12 protein-coding genes and 2 tRNA genes are annotated in these 13,665 nt (G+C 65.9%); 7 read left to right on the forward strand and 7 right to left on the reverse strand.

Going from position 1 to position 13,665, the window contains the following annotated elements:
- Positions 1–17 precede the first annotated feature (17 nt).
- The 4 genes from Q376_RS0113685 to Q376_RS0113700 all read left to right on the forward strand — a co-directional run bounded on the left by Q376_RS0113685 (position 18) and on the right by Q376_RS0113700 (position 4,170).
- Entirely contained in the window at positions 18–470 is a 453-nt protein-coding gene (locus Q376_RS0113685; protein WP_027350781.1) for a GAF domain-containing protein, read from the forward strand.
- Positions 471–612: 142 nt separating this feature from the next.
- Complete coding sequence (locus Q376_RS0113690) at positions 613–1,257, forward strand: ferredoxin (RefSeq protein ID WP_027350782.1); 645 nt, start codon at positions 613–615, stop codon at positions 1,255–1,257.
- Between the two features lie 19 nt (positions 1,258–1,276).
- On the forward strand, positions 1,277–2,932 hold the full coding sequence (locus Q376_RS22730) for an FAD-binding protein (protein ID WP_081803564.1): 1,656 nt from the start codon (positions 1,277–1,279) through the stop codon (positions 2,930–2,932).
- Entirely contained in the window at positions 2,929–4,170 is a 1,242-nt protein-coding gene (locus tag Q376_RS0113700; protein WP_052365275.1) for a complex I 51 kDa subunit family protein, read from the forward strand. Before Q376_RS22730 ends, Q376_RS0113700 begins: the two co-directional genes overlap by 4 nt.
- Before the next feature lie 127 nt (positions 4,171–4,297).
- Here the strand turns inward: Q376_RS0113700 and Q376_RS0113705 are convergent.
- The 4 genes from Q376_RS0113705 to glpK form a co-directional block, all read right to left on the reverse strand.
- Positions 4,298–4,374, reverse strand: a tRNA-Val gene (locus Q376_RS0113705).
- 55 nt (positions 4,375–4,429) lie between these two features.
- Positions 4,430–4,506: transfer RNA gene (locus Q376_RS0113710), tRNA-Val, on the reverse strand.
- Positions 4,507–4,657: 151 nt separating this feature from the next.
- Positions 4,658–5,380: an MIP/aquaporin family protein gene (locus Q376_RS0113715; RefSeq protein WP_027350784.1), complete on the reverse strand. Its 723-nt coding sequence runs from the start codon at positions 5,378–5,380 to the stop codon at positions 4,658–4,660.
- 28 nt (positions 5,381–5,408) lie between these two features.
- The gene (gene glpK, locus Q376_RS0113720; protein WP_027350785.1) at positions 5,409–6,890 is read right to left on the reverse strand and encodes a glycerol kinase GlpK; all 1,482 of its coding nucleotides are present in this window, start codon (positions 6,888–6,890) and stop codon (positions 5,409–5,411) included.
- 407 nt (positions 6,891–7,297) lie between these two features.
- Between glpK and Q376_RS0113725 the strand changes: the two genes are divergently transcribed.
- Both Q376_RS0113725 and glpD read left to right on the forward strand, forming a co-directional pair.
- Positions 7,298–8,089 (forward strand): DeoR/GlpR family transcriptional regulator, encoded by a 792-nt coding sequence (locus Q376_RS0113725; protein WP_043447958.1) that lies wholly within the window; start codon positions 7,298–7,300, stop codon positions 8,087–8,089.
- Positions 8,090–8,198: 109 nt separating this feature from the next.
- Entirely contained in the window at positions 8,199–9,719 is a 1,521-nt protein-coding gene (gene glpD, locus Q376_RS0113730) for a glycerol-3-phosphate dehydrogenase (protein ID WP_027350787.1), read from the forward strand.
- Between the two features lie 64 nt (positions 9,720–9,783).
- Here glpD and Q376_RS0113735 read toward each other — a convergent pair whose 3' ends face one another.
- Positions 9,784–11,163: a class II fumarate hydratase gene (locus Q376_RS0113735; RefSeq protein ID WP_027350788.1), complete on the reverse strand. Its 1,380-nt coding sequence runs from the start codon at positions 11,161–11,163 to the stop codon at positions 9,784–9,786.
- Positions 11,164–11,351: 188 nt separating this feature from the next.
- On the opposite strand from Q376_RS0113735, the gene Q376_RS0113740 reads away from it, so the two are divergent.
- A complete protein-coding gene (locus Q376_RS0113740) occupies positions 11,352–11,771 on the forward strand; it encodes a secondary thiamine-phosphate synthase enzyme YjbQ (protein WP_027350789.1) in 420 nt (139 codons plus the stop codon).
- A gap of 6 nt (positions 11,772–11,777) precedes the next feature.
- Here the strand turns inward: Q376_RS0113740 and hda are convergent, their stop codons facing one another.
- Both hda and Q376_RS0113750 read right to left on the reverse strand, forming a co-directional pair.
- Positions 11,778–12,476: a DnaA regulatory inactivator Hda gene (gene hda / locus Q376_RS0113745; RefSeq protein WP_027350790.1), complete on the reverse strand. Its 699-nt coding sequence runs from the start codon at positions 12,474–12,476 to the stop codon at positions 11,778–11,780.
- Positions 12,473–13,564: an AI-2E family transporter gene (locus tag Q376_RS0113750; RefSeq protein WP_043447959.1), complete on the reverse strand. Its 1,092-nt coding sequence runs from the start codon at positions 13,562–13,564 to the stop codon at positions 12,473–12,475. The genes hda and Q376_RS0113750 overlap by 4 nt, the downstream gene beginning before the upstream one ends.
- Positions 13,565–13,665 lie beyond the last annotated feature (101 nt).

Genomic DNA, 13,665 nt, shown 5'->3' on the forward strand with positions numbered 1-13,665 from the left:
ATCCCCAGGAGCCCGCGATGGACTATTCCCTGCTTGGCCGCCAGCTCGAGGCACTGCTCGACAGCCGCGACTGGCTGACCAATTCGGCCCAGACCGCCGCTTTCATCCAACATTCGCTCGACCGGCTCAATTGGGTCGGCTTCTACCTGCAGAGCTCGCCCGGCTGGCTCACCCTCGGCCCATTCCAGGGCAAGCCCGCCTGCAACCCGATCGCCTTCGAGCACGGCGTATGCGGCGCCGCGGCCCGCTCGCGTCTGACCCAGCGGGTGGACGACGTGCATGCCTTTCCAGGCCACATCGCCTGCGACGCCGCCTCTCGCTCGGAGCTGGTGGTACCGATCGTGGTCGACGACAGGCTCTGGGGCGTACTGGATATCGACAGCCCCAACGAGGCACGCTTCAGTGCCGAGGACCAGGCCGGGATCGAGCGGCTGTGCGAGATATTCAAGGCGGCCAGCGACTTCGACTGAACCGATCGGGCCCGGCGCTTGAGCGAGACAAATAACCACACTATCTACCGGGACAAAAACGTCTAACATGGACGTCGTGACCAGGCCGCCGGGCCATGCCGCTTGAAAGCGAGCGGGCAGGCAACCGACAGGAGCCGCCGCCATGCAGACATCCCAGGTTCGCATCACCGTCAACGGCTGCGTGATCGACACCGAGCCCACCCGCTCGATCCTCGAGGCGATGATCGATGCCGGAGAGACATTGATCGACGGGGTCGGCTGCATGGGGCAAGGCGTCTGCGGCTCATGCCGGGTGCTCGTCCGCCGCCAGGGCGAGTCCGAGGTGCTCTCCGCACTGGCCTGCGAGACTCGTGCATGCGAGGGACTGCAGGTCGCCTTCCTCGACCACCTGCCGATGCACCGTCACCATGTCTACGCCATGGACGACTGGAACGGCGACAGCTGGCGGATCCTCGAACGAATCAACGCCACCTTCCCCGAGGCCCAGCACTGCCGCCACTGCGGCGGATGCGATAGCGCCTGCCCCAAGCATCTGCAAGTGCACAAAGGCGTCATGCTCGCCGCGGCCGGTGATCTTTCCGCCGCCGAGTGCTTCGACGAGTGCATCATGTGCGATCTCTGCACCATCGCCTGCCCCGAACTGATCTCGCCCAACCACCTCGGCCTCTACGTTCGCCGCCTCAGCACTGCGATCGGCTTCCGTCCGGCCGATTTGGTCCTGCGCCTGCACCAGATCGAACGAGGCGAGATGGTCATCGACCAGGACGTGGCGTCGACCCAACCCTAGGCACAGGGAGGAGCCGCGGATGACCGGCATCGACCATCGTCTGGCGCTCGAGCGGCTGCTCGCCAGCGACCATGCAGCACCCAATCCGATCGATGACATCGAGGCGCTATTGAAGGCCCATCACCCGGACTATCGCGAGGGCTCTCTCGTCAGCCTGGCGGTAGGCGCCAACCGCGGCAGCGAATGCCCCACCGCCCTGGCGGCCAGCTTGCAGAGCAATGCCCGGATCGAGGATGCCGACCTCGCCGGCGCCCCGGTGGTCGACACCGAGGTGCTGATCATCGGCGGCGGCGGTGCCGGCTGCGCCGCCGCGCTCACTGCCGCCGAGGCCGGCGGGCGGGTGATTCTCGCCACCAAGCTGCGTATCGGCGACAGCAATACGGTGATGGCCGAGGGCGGTATCCAAGCGGCGGTCGGCGAGGACGATTCGATCCAGCGCCATTTCGAGGACACCCTGCGCGCAGGCCACGGCTGCGCCGATCGCCGCCTGGTGGCATGCCTGGCATCCTCGGCGCCGGACAGCATCCGCTGGCTGATCGACCGCGGCATGCGCTTCGATCTTGCCGAGGGCGGCGCGATCGGCGGCAAGCTGCTGCGCAAGAAGCCCGGCGGAGCGACACGGGCGCGAATCCTCTCGTTCAAGGACTACACCGGGCTCGAGATGATGCGGGTGCTGCGGGAAGCCGTCGAGCTCGATGAGCGGATCAGGCTGTGGAATCGCTGCCCGCTGGTCGAACTGCTCTCCGACGAGGCGGGCCACTGCGTCGGCGCGGTGCTCTACGACCTCGCTCTCCACCGCTTCGTGCTGGTTCGGGCCAGTTGCGTGATTCTCGCCACCGGCGGCGTCGGGCGACTGCATCTCAACGACTTTCCCACTTCCAATCATTACGGCGCCACCGCCGATGGACTGGTGCTGGCCTATCGTATCGGTGCTGCGCTGCGCGAACTCGATTCGTTCCAGTACCACCCCACTGGCATCGCTTGGCCCTCTTTTCGCCTCGGCGGGTTGATCTCCGAAGCCGCGCGCTCCGCCGGCGCCCATTTGCTCAACGGTCTCGGAGAGCGCTTCGTCGACGAGCTCGCTGCGCGCGACGTGGTCTCGGCGGCGATTCTTCGCGAGTGCGCCGAGGGGCGCGGCATCGAGCGCGAAGGCATGGTCGGGGTATTTCTCGATATTCCCGAGCTAGAACGACGCCAGCCCGGCACTCTCGCGCAGCGGCTGATCAGCCTCGGCCACCTCGCCAGGCAGTGCGGCATCGATCCCAGCCGCGAGCCGATGATGGTACGCCCCACTTTGCACTACCAGAACGGCGGCGTGGTGATCGACGAGAACGGCACGACCTCTGTGCCAGGACTCTACTGCACCGGCGAACTCAGCGGCGGCATCCACGGCCGCAATCGGATGATGGGAAACGCGCTGCAGGAGATCATCACCTTCGGTCGCCGCGCGGGCCTGCACGCCGCGCGAAGCGCGAGCAGGCATCCCGCCCCCAAGGTCGGGCTGTTCCACCTCCAAGGCTGGCGGCGCCAACTGGTGGCGGCGGGAATGCCGCTCGATCGCTTCGGCCCCGACCTGTTCCCCCGCTACGCCAACTTCGATTTCGGCGATGAACTGGCACTGCGTGGCGGTAAGCGAACGACGTATGCGCCCAAGCGTGCAAGGAGGGTCGAATGACTCATCGACCGGTACTGCTTGCCCCTACCGCCGCGGTCGGCGCCGATCTCGACGCGTGGCTGCAAAACGGCGGAGCGGAAGGCCTGCGGCACGCCCTGGCAGCGCCCGAGCGGATCATTCCCGCACTCGCCCACGCGGGGCTTCGCGGTATGGGAGGTGCGGGCTTTCCGACCCATCGCAAGTGGTCGTCCGTCGCTGGCCAGAGCGCAGGTGACAAGTACGTGCTGTGCAATGGCAACGAGGATGAGCCCGGTACCTTCAAGGATCGTCACCTGCTCAGCGCCTCTCCCCATCAGGTCATCGAGGGTGCGCTGATCGCCGCGGTCGCGGTCGATGCCAACCACGTCCTTCTCTACGTCAACCCGCATCAGCACGAGGCGTTGAAGTCGACGCGATCGGCCATCGAGCAGTGGCGCGCGAGCGGACTGCTCGCACCGATCGAACGACGGCTAGGCCTGCGATTGGCGCTGGACGTAGTCGAGAGTTCGGGACGCTACATCGGCGGGGAGGAGACCGCGGTCATCGCCACGATCGAGGGCGGCTTCCCTTTTCCGCGCCGCAAACCACCCTACCCCGCCGAGTCCGGCGTGCACGGCCGGCCAACGCTGATCAACAACGTCGAGACCCTGGCCAACGTCACCCATATCCTGCGCCACGGCGCCGACTGGTATCGCGCCCTCGGAATCGGCGGGGCCTGCGGCACCAAGCTCTACTCGCTATCGGGCGACGTGCTCGAGCCGGGCTTGTTCGAACTGCCGATGGGCACTTCGCTGCGCGAGCTGGTCTTCACCCACGGCGGTGGCATGCTGGGGCCGCTGGCATTCAAGGCGGTGTTCACCGGCGGCCCCTCCAATACGCTGCTGACCGCCGACGATCTGGATGTGGCGCTGGACTTCGACGCGGTCGCGCAGCGCGGCTCGAGGCTCGGCACCGGCGCGATGATCGTGATCTCCGCCGGGACCAGCATCGTGCGCAAGGTCGCCGAGTACGTCGACTTCTTCGCCGCGGGCTCCTGCGGCCAATGCACGCCCTGCAAGACCGGCACCTACCAGCTCTCGCGCCTGCTGCGGCGGATCGATACCGGCGTCGGAGTGCAGGCCGACCTGCGCGCGCTGGAGAGCCTTTGCGCCCTGCTCCCCGGCAGCGGTCGGTGCGGGCTGGTCGACGGTGCGGTGACCGTGGTGCGCAGCTCGATGCAGCAGTTTCGTGAGGAGTACGAGCACCAGCTGATCGGCTGAGCGAAGAGGCGCGCGGTCACCCCATCGGTTGCCCCAGGCGGCAGCGACGCTTTACGGCGAAATGAAGAGACCAAAACGCGAAGACCCTCGCGATCCATGATGGAAAGCGAGGGTCTTCACTGGAAGCTGGTAGGACCAAGCGGATTCGAACCGCTGACCTCCACGATGTCAACGTGGCGCTCTAACCAACTGAGCTATGGTCCTAAGGACGTTCGCATCAAAAGGGTCGCCCTGGGCAGGCGCAGGTGTGAAAGGCAAATGGTAGGACCAAGCGGATTCGAACCGCTGACCTCCACGATGTCAACGTGGCGCTCTAACCAACTGAGCTATGGTCCTGTCCCGACACTTTCCACACTCATTCCGATGCCACACTACATTCCGATGCGGGGGAGGATGCATGTGCAGACCGCACCCCCTCCGAACGCTGCGCCATTCTACTCATTTCTCTTTCGAATGCAACGGCTTGTGCACCCTTTTTGCGCCATCCTCAGCCGTTCAGCAGGCCGATCCAGATCAGCGCCCCGAGCACCGCACCCACCAGGGGCCCGAACACCGGTACCCAGGCATAGGACCATGCCGAATCGCCCTTGCCGGCGATCGGCAGCAGCGCATGGGCGAGGCGTGGGCCGAAATCGCGGGCCGGATTGATCGCGTATCCGGTCGGCCCGCCGAGCGAAAGCCCGATCGCCCATACCAGCCCACCGACCAGGAACGGCCCCAGTCCGGCGGGCATCTGGCCAGCGGCGACGATGCCGCCAATGCCGATCACCAGCGCCACGGTCCCGATCATCTCGCTGAGCAGATTGCCGACCCGGTGCTCGATCGCAGGATCGGTACAGAACACCCCACGCTTCAGCGCCGCCTCCGGCGTCGCCTGCCAGTGCGGCAGGTAGGTCAGCCATACCAGCACCGCACCGGCGAAGCAGCCAGCGATCTGCGCCGCGATGTAGCCGAGCACCACCATCGCGTCCTGGTGAATGCCGAGCACCCATTTCGCGACCGTCACCGCCGGATTGATGTCCGCCTGGGGCGAGCCCGCGGCGTTGGCCACCAGCACCGCCACCATCACCGCAAGCCCCCAGCCGGTAGCGATCACGATCCACCCGCTGCCGTGGCCCTTGCTGCCTCGCAGCAGCACGTTGGCGACCACGCCGTCGCCGAACAGGATCAGTGCGACGCAGCCGGCGAACTCCCCGATGTATGGCGTCATGTCGCGGGCCTCCGCCCAACCTGCCCGCTCATGACATCACCCTGCGCACGGCGTCGCGCCAGCCGGCGTAGAGCTGCTCTCGATGCGCCGACTCCATGTTCGGGGTGAAGCAGCGCTCGCGCCGCCAGAGCGCGGAGATCTCATCCAGCGAGGAGAACCAGCCGAGCTCCAGCGCGGCCAGATAAGCGGCACCCAATGCGGTAGTCTCGAGCACCTCGGGTCGGTCGACGCGCAGGTCGAGGATGTCGGCGAGAAACTGCATCACCCAGTCGTTGCAGACCATGCCGCCGTCGACCCTCAGCGCCTGGGCCCGGGACGCGGCGTCATCGTCCATGCAGGCCTGCAGGTCGCGGGTCTGGTAGCACACCGACTGCAGGCCGGCCGCGACGATCTCGCTGATCCCGGTACTGCGGGTCAGGCCGAAGATCGCGCCGCGAGCCAGCGGGTCCCAGTAGGGGGCGCCCAGCCCGGTGAAAGCCGGCACCAGGTAGACGCCGTGCTCTGCGTCGCTCGCCCGCGCCAGCCGTTCGGTCTCGGAGGCATCGCTGAACAGCTTGAGCCCGTCGCGCATCCACTGCACCGCGGCGCCAGCGACGAAGATACTGCCCTCCATCGCATAGGTCGGCACGCCGTTCAGCCGGTAGCCGACCGTGGTCAGCAGGCGGTTGGCCGAGCGCTCGGCGCGCTCTCCGGTATTCATGATCATGAAGCAGCCGGTGCCGTAGGTACTCTTGACCATTCCCGGCGAGAAGCAGGCCTGGCCGACCAGGGCGGCCTGCTGGTCGCCGGCGACGCCGGCGATCTTCACCGAGGCGCCGAACAGCTGCGGGTCGAGCCAGCCGAATTCACCGCTCGAGTCGAGCACTTCGGGGAGCATCACCCGCGGCACGTCGAACAGTTCGAGCAGATCGTCATCCCAGCACTGGCGGTGGATGTCGAACAGGCAGGTACGCGAGGCGTTGGTCGCGTCGGTGACGTGGCGCTTGCCGCCGGTGAGCTTCCAGATCAAGTAACTGTCGATGGTGCCGAACAGCAGTTCCCCGCGCTTGGCACGCTCCCGCGCGCCCTCGACGTGATCGAGCAGCCACTGCAGCTTGGTGGCAGAGAAGTAGGGATCGATCAAAAGCCCGGTGCGGCTTCTGATCAGCTCTTCGTGCCCCGCTTCGGACAGTGCCTTGCATGCCTCGCTGGTGCGCCGATCCTGCCACACGATCGCCCGGTGGATCGGTTCACCCGTGCGGGCGTCCCATACCATCGTGGTTTCGCGCTGGTTGGTGATGCCGATGCCGGCCAGCGAATGGATCGTCTTGCCCGCATTCCTGAGCGCCTGCGTGATGGTGCGCACGGTCGACTGCCAGATGTCCTGGGGATGGTGCTCTACCCACCCGTTGTGCGGAAAGTGCTGGGGCAGCTCCTCCTGGGCCATCGCCACCACTTTCGCCCGGCGGTCGAACAGCACCGCGCGAGTGCTGGTGGTCCCTTGGTCGATGGCGAGGATATGATCGGTCATGAGATCTCTCCTTGATGGAACGGAATCGTCCATTACGGTGGAAGTGAGCGAACGACGCCGCCCCAAGGCCCCATTCCCATGGAAGGGGTGAATCGGATCCAGATCGACCCTGGGGTCGTTCACGAACCCACATGTTCGATTTCGAAAACGAAGCTAACCCAAACCGATGCATCAAGCCCAGTTAAAAAAGGCTTCCATTTCCTATACTTTCGTCTACAAGCGGCGGGATACGCAGTGAAATCGCATACCTGGCGAAGCCATATGGGTTCGTAACATGACATCCCACCGCCGCGCGTCCGAGCGTCGCACTGCGCGGCGCTCGGACGCCGATCATGTATGCTTGGAAGCCACAGCTCCATCTCCCGCATCGCGGACAGGGGCGAGAACCCCAAAGACAGGACGTCGGCATGCAAGACTCCGGCTCATCGCAGCGACTGCGCCACCTGCGCATTCTCGACATCATCGAGGAACAAGGCTATGCCTCGATCGAGCAGCTGGCGCAGCACTTCGGCGTGACTCCCCAGACCATCAGGCGCGATCTCAACCAGCTCGCGGAATCAGGCAGCGTGCGCCGCGTGCACGGCGGCGCCGGGCGCTGTGAATCGAGCACCACCAACGCTCCCTATCACTCGCGCCAGGCGCACAACGCCGAGGCCAAACGGCGCATCGCCGAGCGGGTGGCGGCCGAGATCCCCAATCATTGCTCGCTGTTCATCAACATCGGCACCAGCACCGAGATGGTCGCCCAGGCGCTGCTCGAACACCGCGGTCTCGAGGTCATCACCAACAACCTCAACGTCGCCGCGATCCTCCAGCCCAAGGAGGATTTCACCGTGATCATCGCCGGCGGGACGGTGCGCAGCCACGACGGCGGCATTATCGGCGAGGCGACGATCGACTTCATCGATCAGTTCAAGGTCGACTTCGGCATCATCGGCATCAGCGGCATCGACGACGACGGCGCGCTGCTCGAGTTCGACTACCGCGAAGTCCGCGTCGCCCAGGCGATCATCCACAATTCGCGCAAGCGCTTTTTGGTCGCCGACGGCTCCAAGTTCAACCGCCGGGCGCTGGTCCGCCAGGGTAACCTCTCGCAGCTGGATGCCCTGTTCACCGACGTAACGCCCCCCGCGCCGCTGCTCGCGTTGATGCGCGAGCACGGGGTCGCGCTGCACGTGGTCGAGGCGCAGGAGGAGTAGCGAAACGGTCGGCGAGAGTTGAAGCGCGTGACGAGTTGGTCTATGTTCGTTTCCGAACATATCTATTCTTTCGCGAACACCGCGTCGTCCACCTCGTCCGGAGAGGCCCATGTCCAGCTCCCAGCTCCTCGACCTGTTCGTCATCGGTGGCGGCATCAACGGCACCGGCATCGCCAACGATGCCGCGGGCCGCGGCCTCAAGGTAGCGCTCTGCGAGCAGGCAGATCTCGCCAGCGCCACCTCCTCGGCCTCGAGCAAACTGATCCATGGCGGGCTGCGCTACCTGGAGCACAGGGAGTTCCGTCTCGTCCGCGAAGCGCTCCACGAGCGCGAAGTGCTGCTCAACAAAGCGCCACACATCGTCTGGCCGCTGCGCTTCATCCTGCCGCATCAGCCCCACCTGCGCCCGGCCTGGATGCTGCGCGCGGGGCTGTTTCTCTACGACCACCTCAGCCCACGCACCAGCCTGCCCAGCGCCCGCTCGCTGAACTTCGCCCGCGAATTCGGCGCGGACAGCCCGCTGGCAGCAGGTATCGAGCGCGGTTTCGAGTATTCGGACTGCTGGGTCGACGATGCGAGGCTGGTGATTCTCAATGCGCTCCAGGCGCAGGAGAAAGGCGCGCAGATCCTGGTCCGCACTCGCTGCATAGAGGCGAGCGAGCGTGACGGCGTCTGGCACATCGTGCTCGAAGACGTCGCCAGCGGCGCCCGAAGCGAGCGCCAGGCGCGGGCACTGGTCAACGCAGCCGGCCCCTGGGTCGAATCGTTCATTCGCGGCCACTCCTCGCGCACGCCGCGGCTCGGGATCAACATGATCAAGGGCAGCCATATCATCGTGCCGAGGATCAATACCGACGAACGCGCCTACATCCTGCAGAACACCGACAAACGCATCGTCTTCGTACTCCCCTACCAGCGCGATTTCAGCCTGGTCGGCACCACCGACGTCGCCTATCAGGGCGATCCCTCGCAGCTTTCGATCAGCGAGGCCGAGATCGACTACCTGCTCGCCGTGCTCGATGACCACTTCAAGGCCAGCTTCAGCCGCGAACGGATCGTCGCCAGCTACTCAGGCGTCCGTCCGCTCTGCGACGACGAGTCGAGCGATCCCTCGGCGATGACCCGCGACTACACGCTCGACCTCGACCTCGGTGGAGACGGCAAACAGGGTGCGCCGATGCTTTCGGTGTTCGGCGGCAAGATCACCACCTTCCGCAAGCTCGCCGAGGCGGCATTGACCAAGCTCGGGCCGTTCTTCCCCGAGATGGGCCCCGCCTGGACCGCCAGCCAGCCGCTGCCGGGCGGCGATATCTCGAGCCGGCTCGAGTACGCGGCCGACCTGCGCCGCCGCTATCCATGGCTCGATGAGCGAAACGCCGAGCGCCTCGCTTCGAGCTACGGTTCGCTCTGCGAGCGCTTCCTCACGACCGATGAGGCGTCGATGGGCGAACACTTCGGCGCCGGCCTCACCGCCCGGGAACTCGACTACCTGGTCGAGCACGAATGGGCCCGCGAGGCGCAGGACGTACTTTGGCGGCGCACCAAGCTGAAGCTGCGCCTCGATGCCCCAGCGTGCCAGCGGGTCGCCGACTACCTGGCCAAGCAGACCCAAACGACCGAACCGGCCTGAAAAGCCAAGCCAGAATGAGACCGGCCCGCCAATTGGCGGGCCGGTCTCATTCAGCGGCGCTCACTCACTCCTGGATGCCGCCCGAGGTCAGCTGGGCGGGATCCAGATAGCGCTCGAGCTCCGCGCGGGGGATGTCGGTCTCCTCCTCGGCGACGTCGATGATCGGCCGCCCCTCCTTGTAAGCCTTCTTCGCTACCTGGGCGGCCTTGTCGTAGCCGATCACCGGGTTCAGCGCGGTGACCAGCACCGGGTTCTTCGCCAGCGGCGCCTCGATCTGGTCGCGGCGAACGTTGAAATCGCTGATCGCGTCGTCGGCGAGCAGCCGGGTAACGTTGGCGAGCAGTCCGATCGAGCCGAGCAGGTTGCTGGCGATCAGCGGCAGCATCACGTTGAGCTGGAAGTTGCCCGACTGGCCGCCGATGGTGATCGCCGCATCGTTGCCGATCACCTGGGCCGCTACCTGGGCGGCGGCTTCGGGAATCACCGGATTGACCTTGCCCGGCATGATCGAGCTGCCCGGCTGCAGCGCCTTGAGCTCGATCTCGCCGAGCCCGGCCAAAGGCCCCGAGTTCATCCAGCGCAGGTCGTTGGAGATCTTCATCACCGCACAGGCGAGCGCCTTGAGGTGGCCGGACATCTCCACCGCGGCATCCTGGGAGGCAAGCGCAGCGAAGAAGCTGTCGCTGGGCACGAAGGCGAGCCCGGTCTGCTCGGCGAGCCGTGCGGCGAAGCGGGTGGCGAACTCGGGGTGGGCATTGACTCCCGTACCCACCGCGGTGCCGCCCTGGGCGAGGCGCAGCAAGCGCCGCTGGCCGTCCTCGATCCGCGCGATCGACTGGGCGATCTGGTCCGCCCAGCCGCCGAGCTCCTGGCTCAACCTCACCGGCATTGCGTCCATCAAATGGGTACGCCCGCTTTTCACCACGTCGTCGAGCGAGGAGGCCTTGCGCTCGATCACCTCTCGAAGGTGGCGCAGCGAGGGCAGCAACCGGCGGTCGATCTCGAGCGATGCGGAGATGTGGATCGCGCTCGGAATGGTGTCGTTGCTGCTCTGCCCCATGTTGACGTGGTCGTTGGGACCTACCTTGAGCGCGTCGCTCGAGGCGAGGTGGGCGATCACCTCGTTGACGTTCATGTTGGTGGAAGTGCCGGAGCCGGTCTGGAACACGTCGATCGGGAACTGATCGAAGTACTCGCCTTCGACGATTTTCCGAGCCGCGCCGATGATCGCCTCGGCCCGCGGCGCATCGAGCAGCCCGAGCTCCAGATTGACCTCGGCGGCGACCCATTTCACCCGCGCCACCGCCTGGATGAAGGCGGGCGGCAGCGGCTGGCCGCTGATCGGAAAGTTCTGCACCGCGCGCTGGGTCTGGGCGCCATAGAGCGCCGAGGCGGGTACCTCGAGTTCTCCCATGCTGTCGCGTTCGATGCGGGTGCTGCTCATGCGGACCTCCAATTGCGGGCTGGATGACGGGCTGGCTCATGCGGCGCCAGGCATTAGACTGGGTGGCTATCATTGAACGATAGCAGCCTGCGCGGGATCGCTCCCGGCGCGTGCACGAGTGATACTTATTCGCATCACTATACCCCCATCCGCCCAACCACGCCCATACCCCATCCGGAGGCCCCATCATGTGGCAGCGCAAGACGCTGAAGCTCAAAGCACGCTCCCGCGGTTTCCATCTGGTCACCGATGAGATCCTCACCCAGCTGCCCGAACTCACCGGAATCCACATCGGCCTGCTGCACCTGCAACTGCTCCACACCTCGGCCTCGTTGACGCTGAACGAAAACGCCGATCCCGACGTGCGCCACGATATGGAGGCGTTCCTCAACGACCGGATACCCGGTGACCTGCCCTACCTGCGCCATACCTACGAAGGTGATGACGACATGCCTGCGCACATCAAGGCCAGCCTGCTCGGTACCGAGCTGACCCTGGCGATAGAAAACGGAAGGCTGGCCACTGGCACCTGGCAAGGGATCTGGCTCGGCGAGCACCGCGACCACGGCGGCAGCCGGAGACTGCTGGTCACCGCCTTCGGCGAATGAGCCGGGCTACCAGTCGAGCACCTGCTTGACGAAGGGGATGGTCAGTTTGCGCTGCGCCGAAAGCGAGGCGTGGTCGAGCCGGTCGAGCACCTCGAACAGCTGCGACAGCCGACGCGGTCCGCGATGAAGGAGGTAGCGCGCCACCTCGTCGGGCAGCTGCATCCCCCGCTGACCGGCGCGCAGCTTGAGCGCTTCGGTACGCTGCTGGTCGTCGAGCGGCTGGAGATGGAAGGTCGCCCCCCAGCCGAGCCTGGAGGAGAGATCAGCCAGCTTGATACCCAGCTGGCGGGGCGGTGCGCAGGCGGAGACCACCAAACGGCGCTTGGCGTCGCGCATCCGGTTGAAGCAATGGAACAGCCCCTCCTCCCAGCGCTTGCGCCCCACCACCCGGTCGACGTCGTCGATCGCCAGCAGGTCGAGACGCTCGAGGTCCTCGAGCATCAGCGGCGGGAAGTGGCCAAGCTCGCCGAGCGGCAGGTAGAGCGTGCGCATCCCATTCGCGGCACCAGCGTGGCAGGCCGCCTGGAGCAGGTGGCTGCGCCCCGACTCCTCTCGCCCCCACAGGTAGATCAGCGGCTCTTCCTCACCGCTCGCCTGGGCCTTGAGCGCAGCCACCGCGGCCGGGTTATCGCCGGTGAAGAAGTTGGCGAAGGTCGCATCGTCGCGTACCCCCACACCGAGCGGCAGCTGCCAGGGAGGGCTCATGGCCGCTCCCGCGGCGAGCCGCCGTCGATTTCGATCCTTACCGAGCCTCGCTCGAACAGCGCGCTACTGCGGTAGCGCTCGAGGGCGAAGCGCAGCAGCACCATCACCATCGCGGCGATCGGCAGCGCCAGCAGGATGCCGAAGAAGCCGAACAGCTGGCCGCCGGCGAGCACGGCGAAGATCACCGCCACGGGATGCAGGCCGATCTTGTCGCCGAGCAGCAGCGGCTGGAAAACGAAGGTTTCGAGCATCTGGCCGAGCAGGAATACGCCACAGACGCCGACCAGGGCCCATAGCGAGTCGAACTGGAAGAAAGCCACCAGGATCGCGGTGGTGAAACCGGAGAGCGCGCCCAGGTAGGGCACGATGCTGATGACGCCCGCCGCCATCCCGATCAGCGCGCCGAAGCTCACCCCGAGCAGCGACAGTCCGCTGGCGTAGACGGTACCGAGCGAGACCATCACGATCAGCTGCCCGCGCAGGAAAGCACCGAGCACCTCGTCGCAGTCGCCGGCCAGGCGCGATACCGTGGGCTCGATCCGGCGCGGCAGCAAGCCCCGCACCGCGGCAATCATCCGCTCCCAGTCCAGCAGCAGATAGAACGCCACCACCGGCACCAGGGTGATGTTGATCAACCATAGCGCCAGCACCAGCCCGGAGCGCGACATCTGCGCCAGCAGCGAGGCGGCGAAGGAGCCGGTCTCGCGCCAGTGTTCGAGCAGCAGCAGGCGGATCTGCTCGAACCCGGTGGAGAGATCGAGATCGAGGTAATGCTCCAGGTAGGGCACCACCGACCCCTGCAACCAGATCAGCATTTCCGGGATCAGATAGAAGAACTGCAGCAGTTGCTGCCAGAGAAGCGGCAGCAGGATCAGCATGCCCAACAGCGTCAGGGTGCCGATCAAAAGGAAGAACAGGATCACCGCGAACAGGCGCGAAAGCCCGGAACGCTCGAGCATACCGACGATCGGATTGCCGAGGTAGGCGAGGATGAAGCCGATGAAGAAGGGCATCAGGATCGGCGACAGCAGGGTCACCATCCAGAAGAACCCTACCGCCGTGAGCAGGCCCCACCAACGCAGACGCATCAGATGCTCCTTGTAACGTACGATTCGCACCGCACGACGCGAACCCGATGCCCCAGCATACTATCGAAATCCCCATCACTCGATCGAGTCACCTGAGGATT

The sequence above is a fragment of the Halotalea alkalilenta DSM 17697 genome (assembly GCF_000621205.1).
Taxonomy (GTDB): domain Bacteria; phylum Pseudomonadota; class Gammaproteobacteria; order Pseudomonadales; family Halomonadaceae; genus Halotalea; species Halotalea alkalilenta.

Coding starts and splice junctions, on each gene's coding strand:
- Q376_RS0113715 (WP_027350784.1), bottom strand. CDS start 5,380: ATGACGCCATACATCGGGGAGTTCGCCGGCTGCGTCGCACTGATCCTG.
- Q376_RS0113735 (WP_027350788.1), bottom strand. CDS start 11,163: ATGAGCAGCACCCGCATCGAACGCGACAGCATGGGAGAACTCGAGGTA.
- Q376_RS22730 (WP_081803564.1), top strand. CDS start 1,277: ATGACCGGCATCGACCATCGTCTGGCGCTCGAGCGGCTGCTCGCCAGC.
- glpD (WP_027350787.1), top strand. CDS start 8,199: ATGTCCAGCTCCCAGCTCCTCGACCTGTTCGTCATCGGTGGCGGCATC.
- Q376_RS0113690 (WP_027350782.1), top strand. CDS start 613: ATGCAGACATCCCAGGTTCGCATCACCGTCAACGGCTGCGTGATCGAC.
- Q376_RS0113685 (WP_027350781.1), top strand. CDS start 18: ATGGACTATTCCCTGCTTGGCCGCCAGCTCGAGGCACTGCTCGACAGC.
- Q376_RS0113740 (WP_027350789.1), top strand. CDS start 11,352: ATGTGGCAGCGCAAGACGCTGAAGCTCAAAGCACGCTCCCGCGGTTTC.
- Q376_RS0113750 (WP_043447959.1), bottom strand. CDS start 13,564: ATGCGTCTGCGTTGGTGGGGCCTGCTCACGGCGGTAGGGTTCTTCTGG.
- Q376_RS0113700 (WP_052365275.1), top strand. CDS start 2,929: ATGACTCATCGACCGGTACTGCTTGCCCCTACCGCCGCGGTCGGCGCC.
- glpK (WP_027350785.1), bottom strand. CDS start 6,890: ATGACCGATCATATCCTCGCCATCGACCAAGGGACCACCAGCACTCGC.
- hda (WP_027350790.1), bottom strand. CDS start 12,476: ATGAGCCCTCCCTGGCAGCTGCCGCTCGGTGTGGGGGTACGCGACGAT.
- Q376_RS0113725 (WP_043447958.1), top strand. CDS start 7,298: ATGCAAGACTCCGGCTCATCGCAGCGACTGCGCCACCTGCGCATTCTC.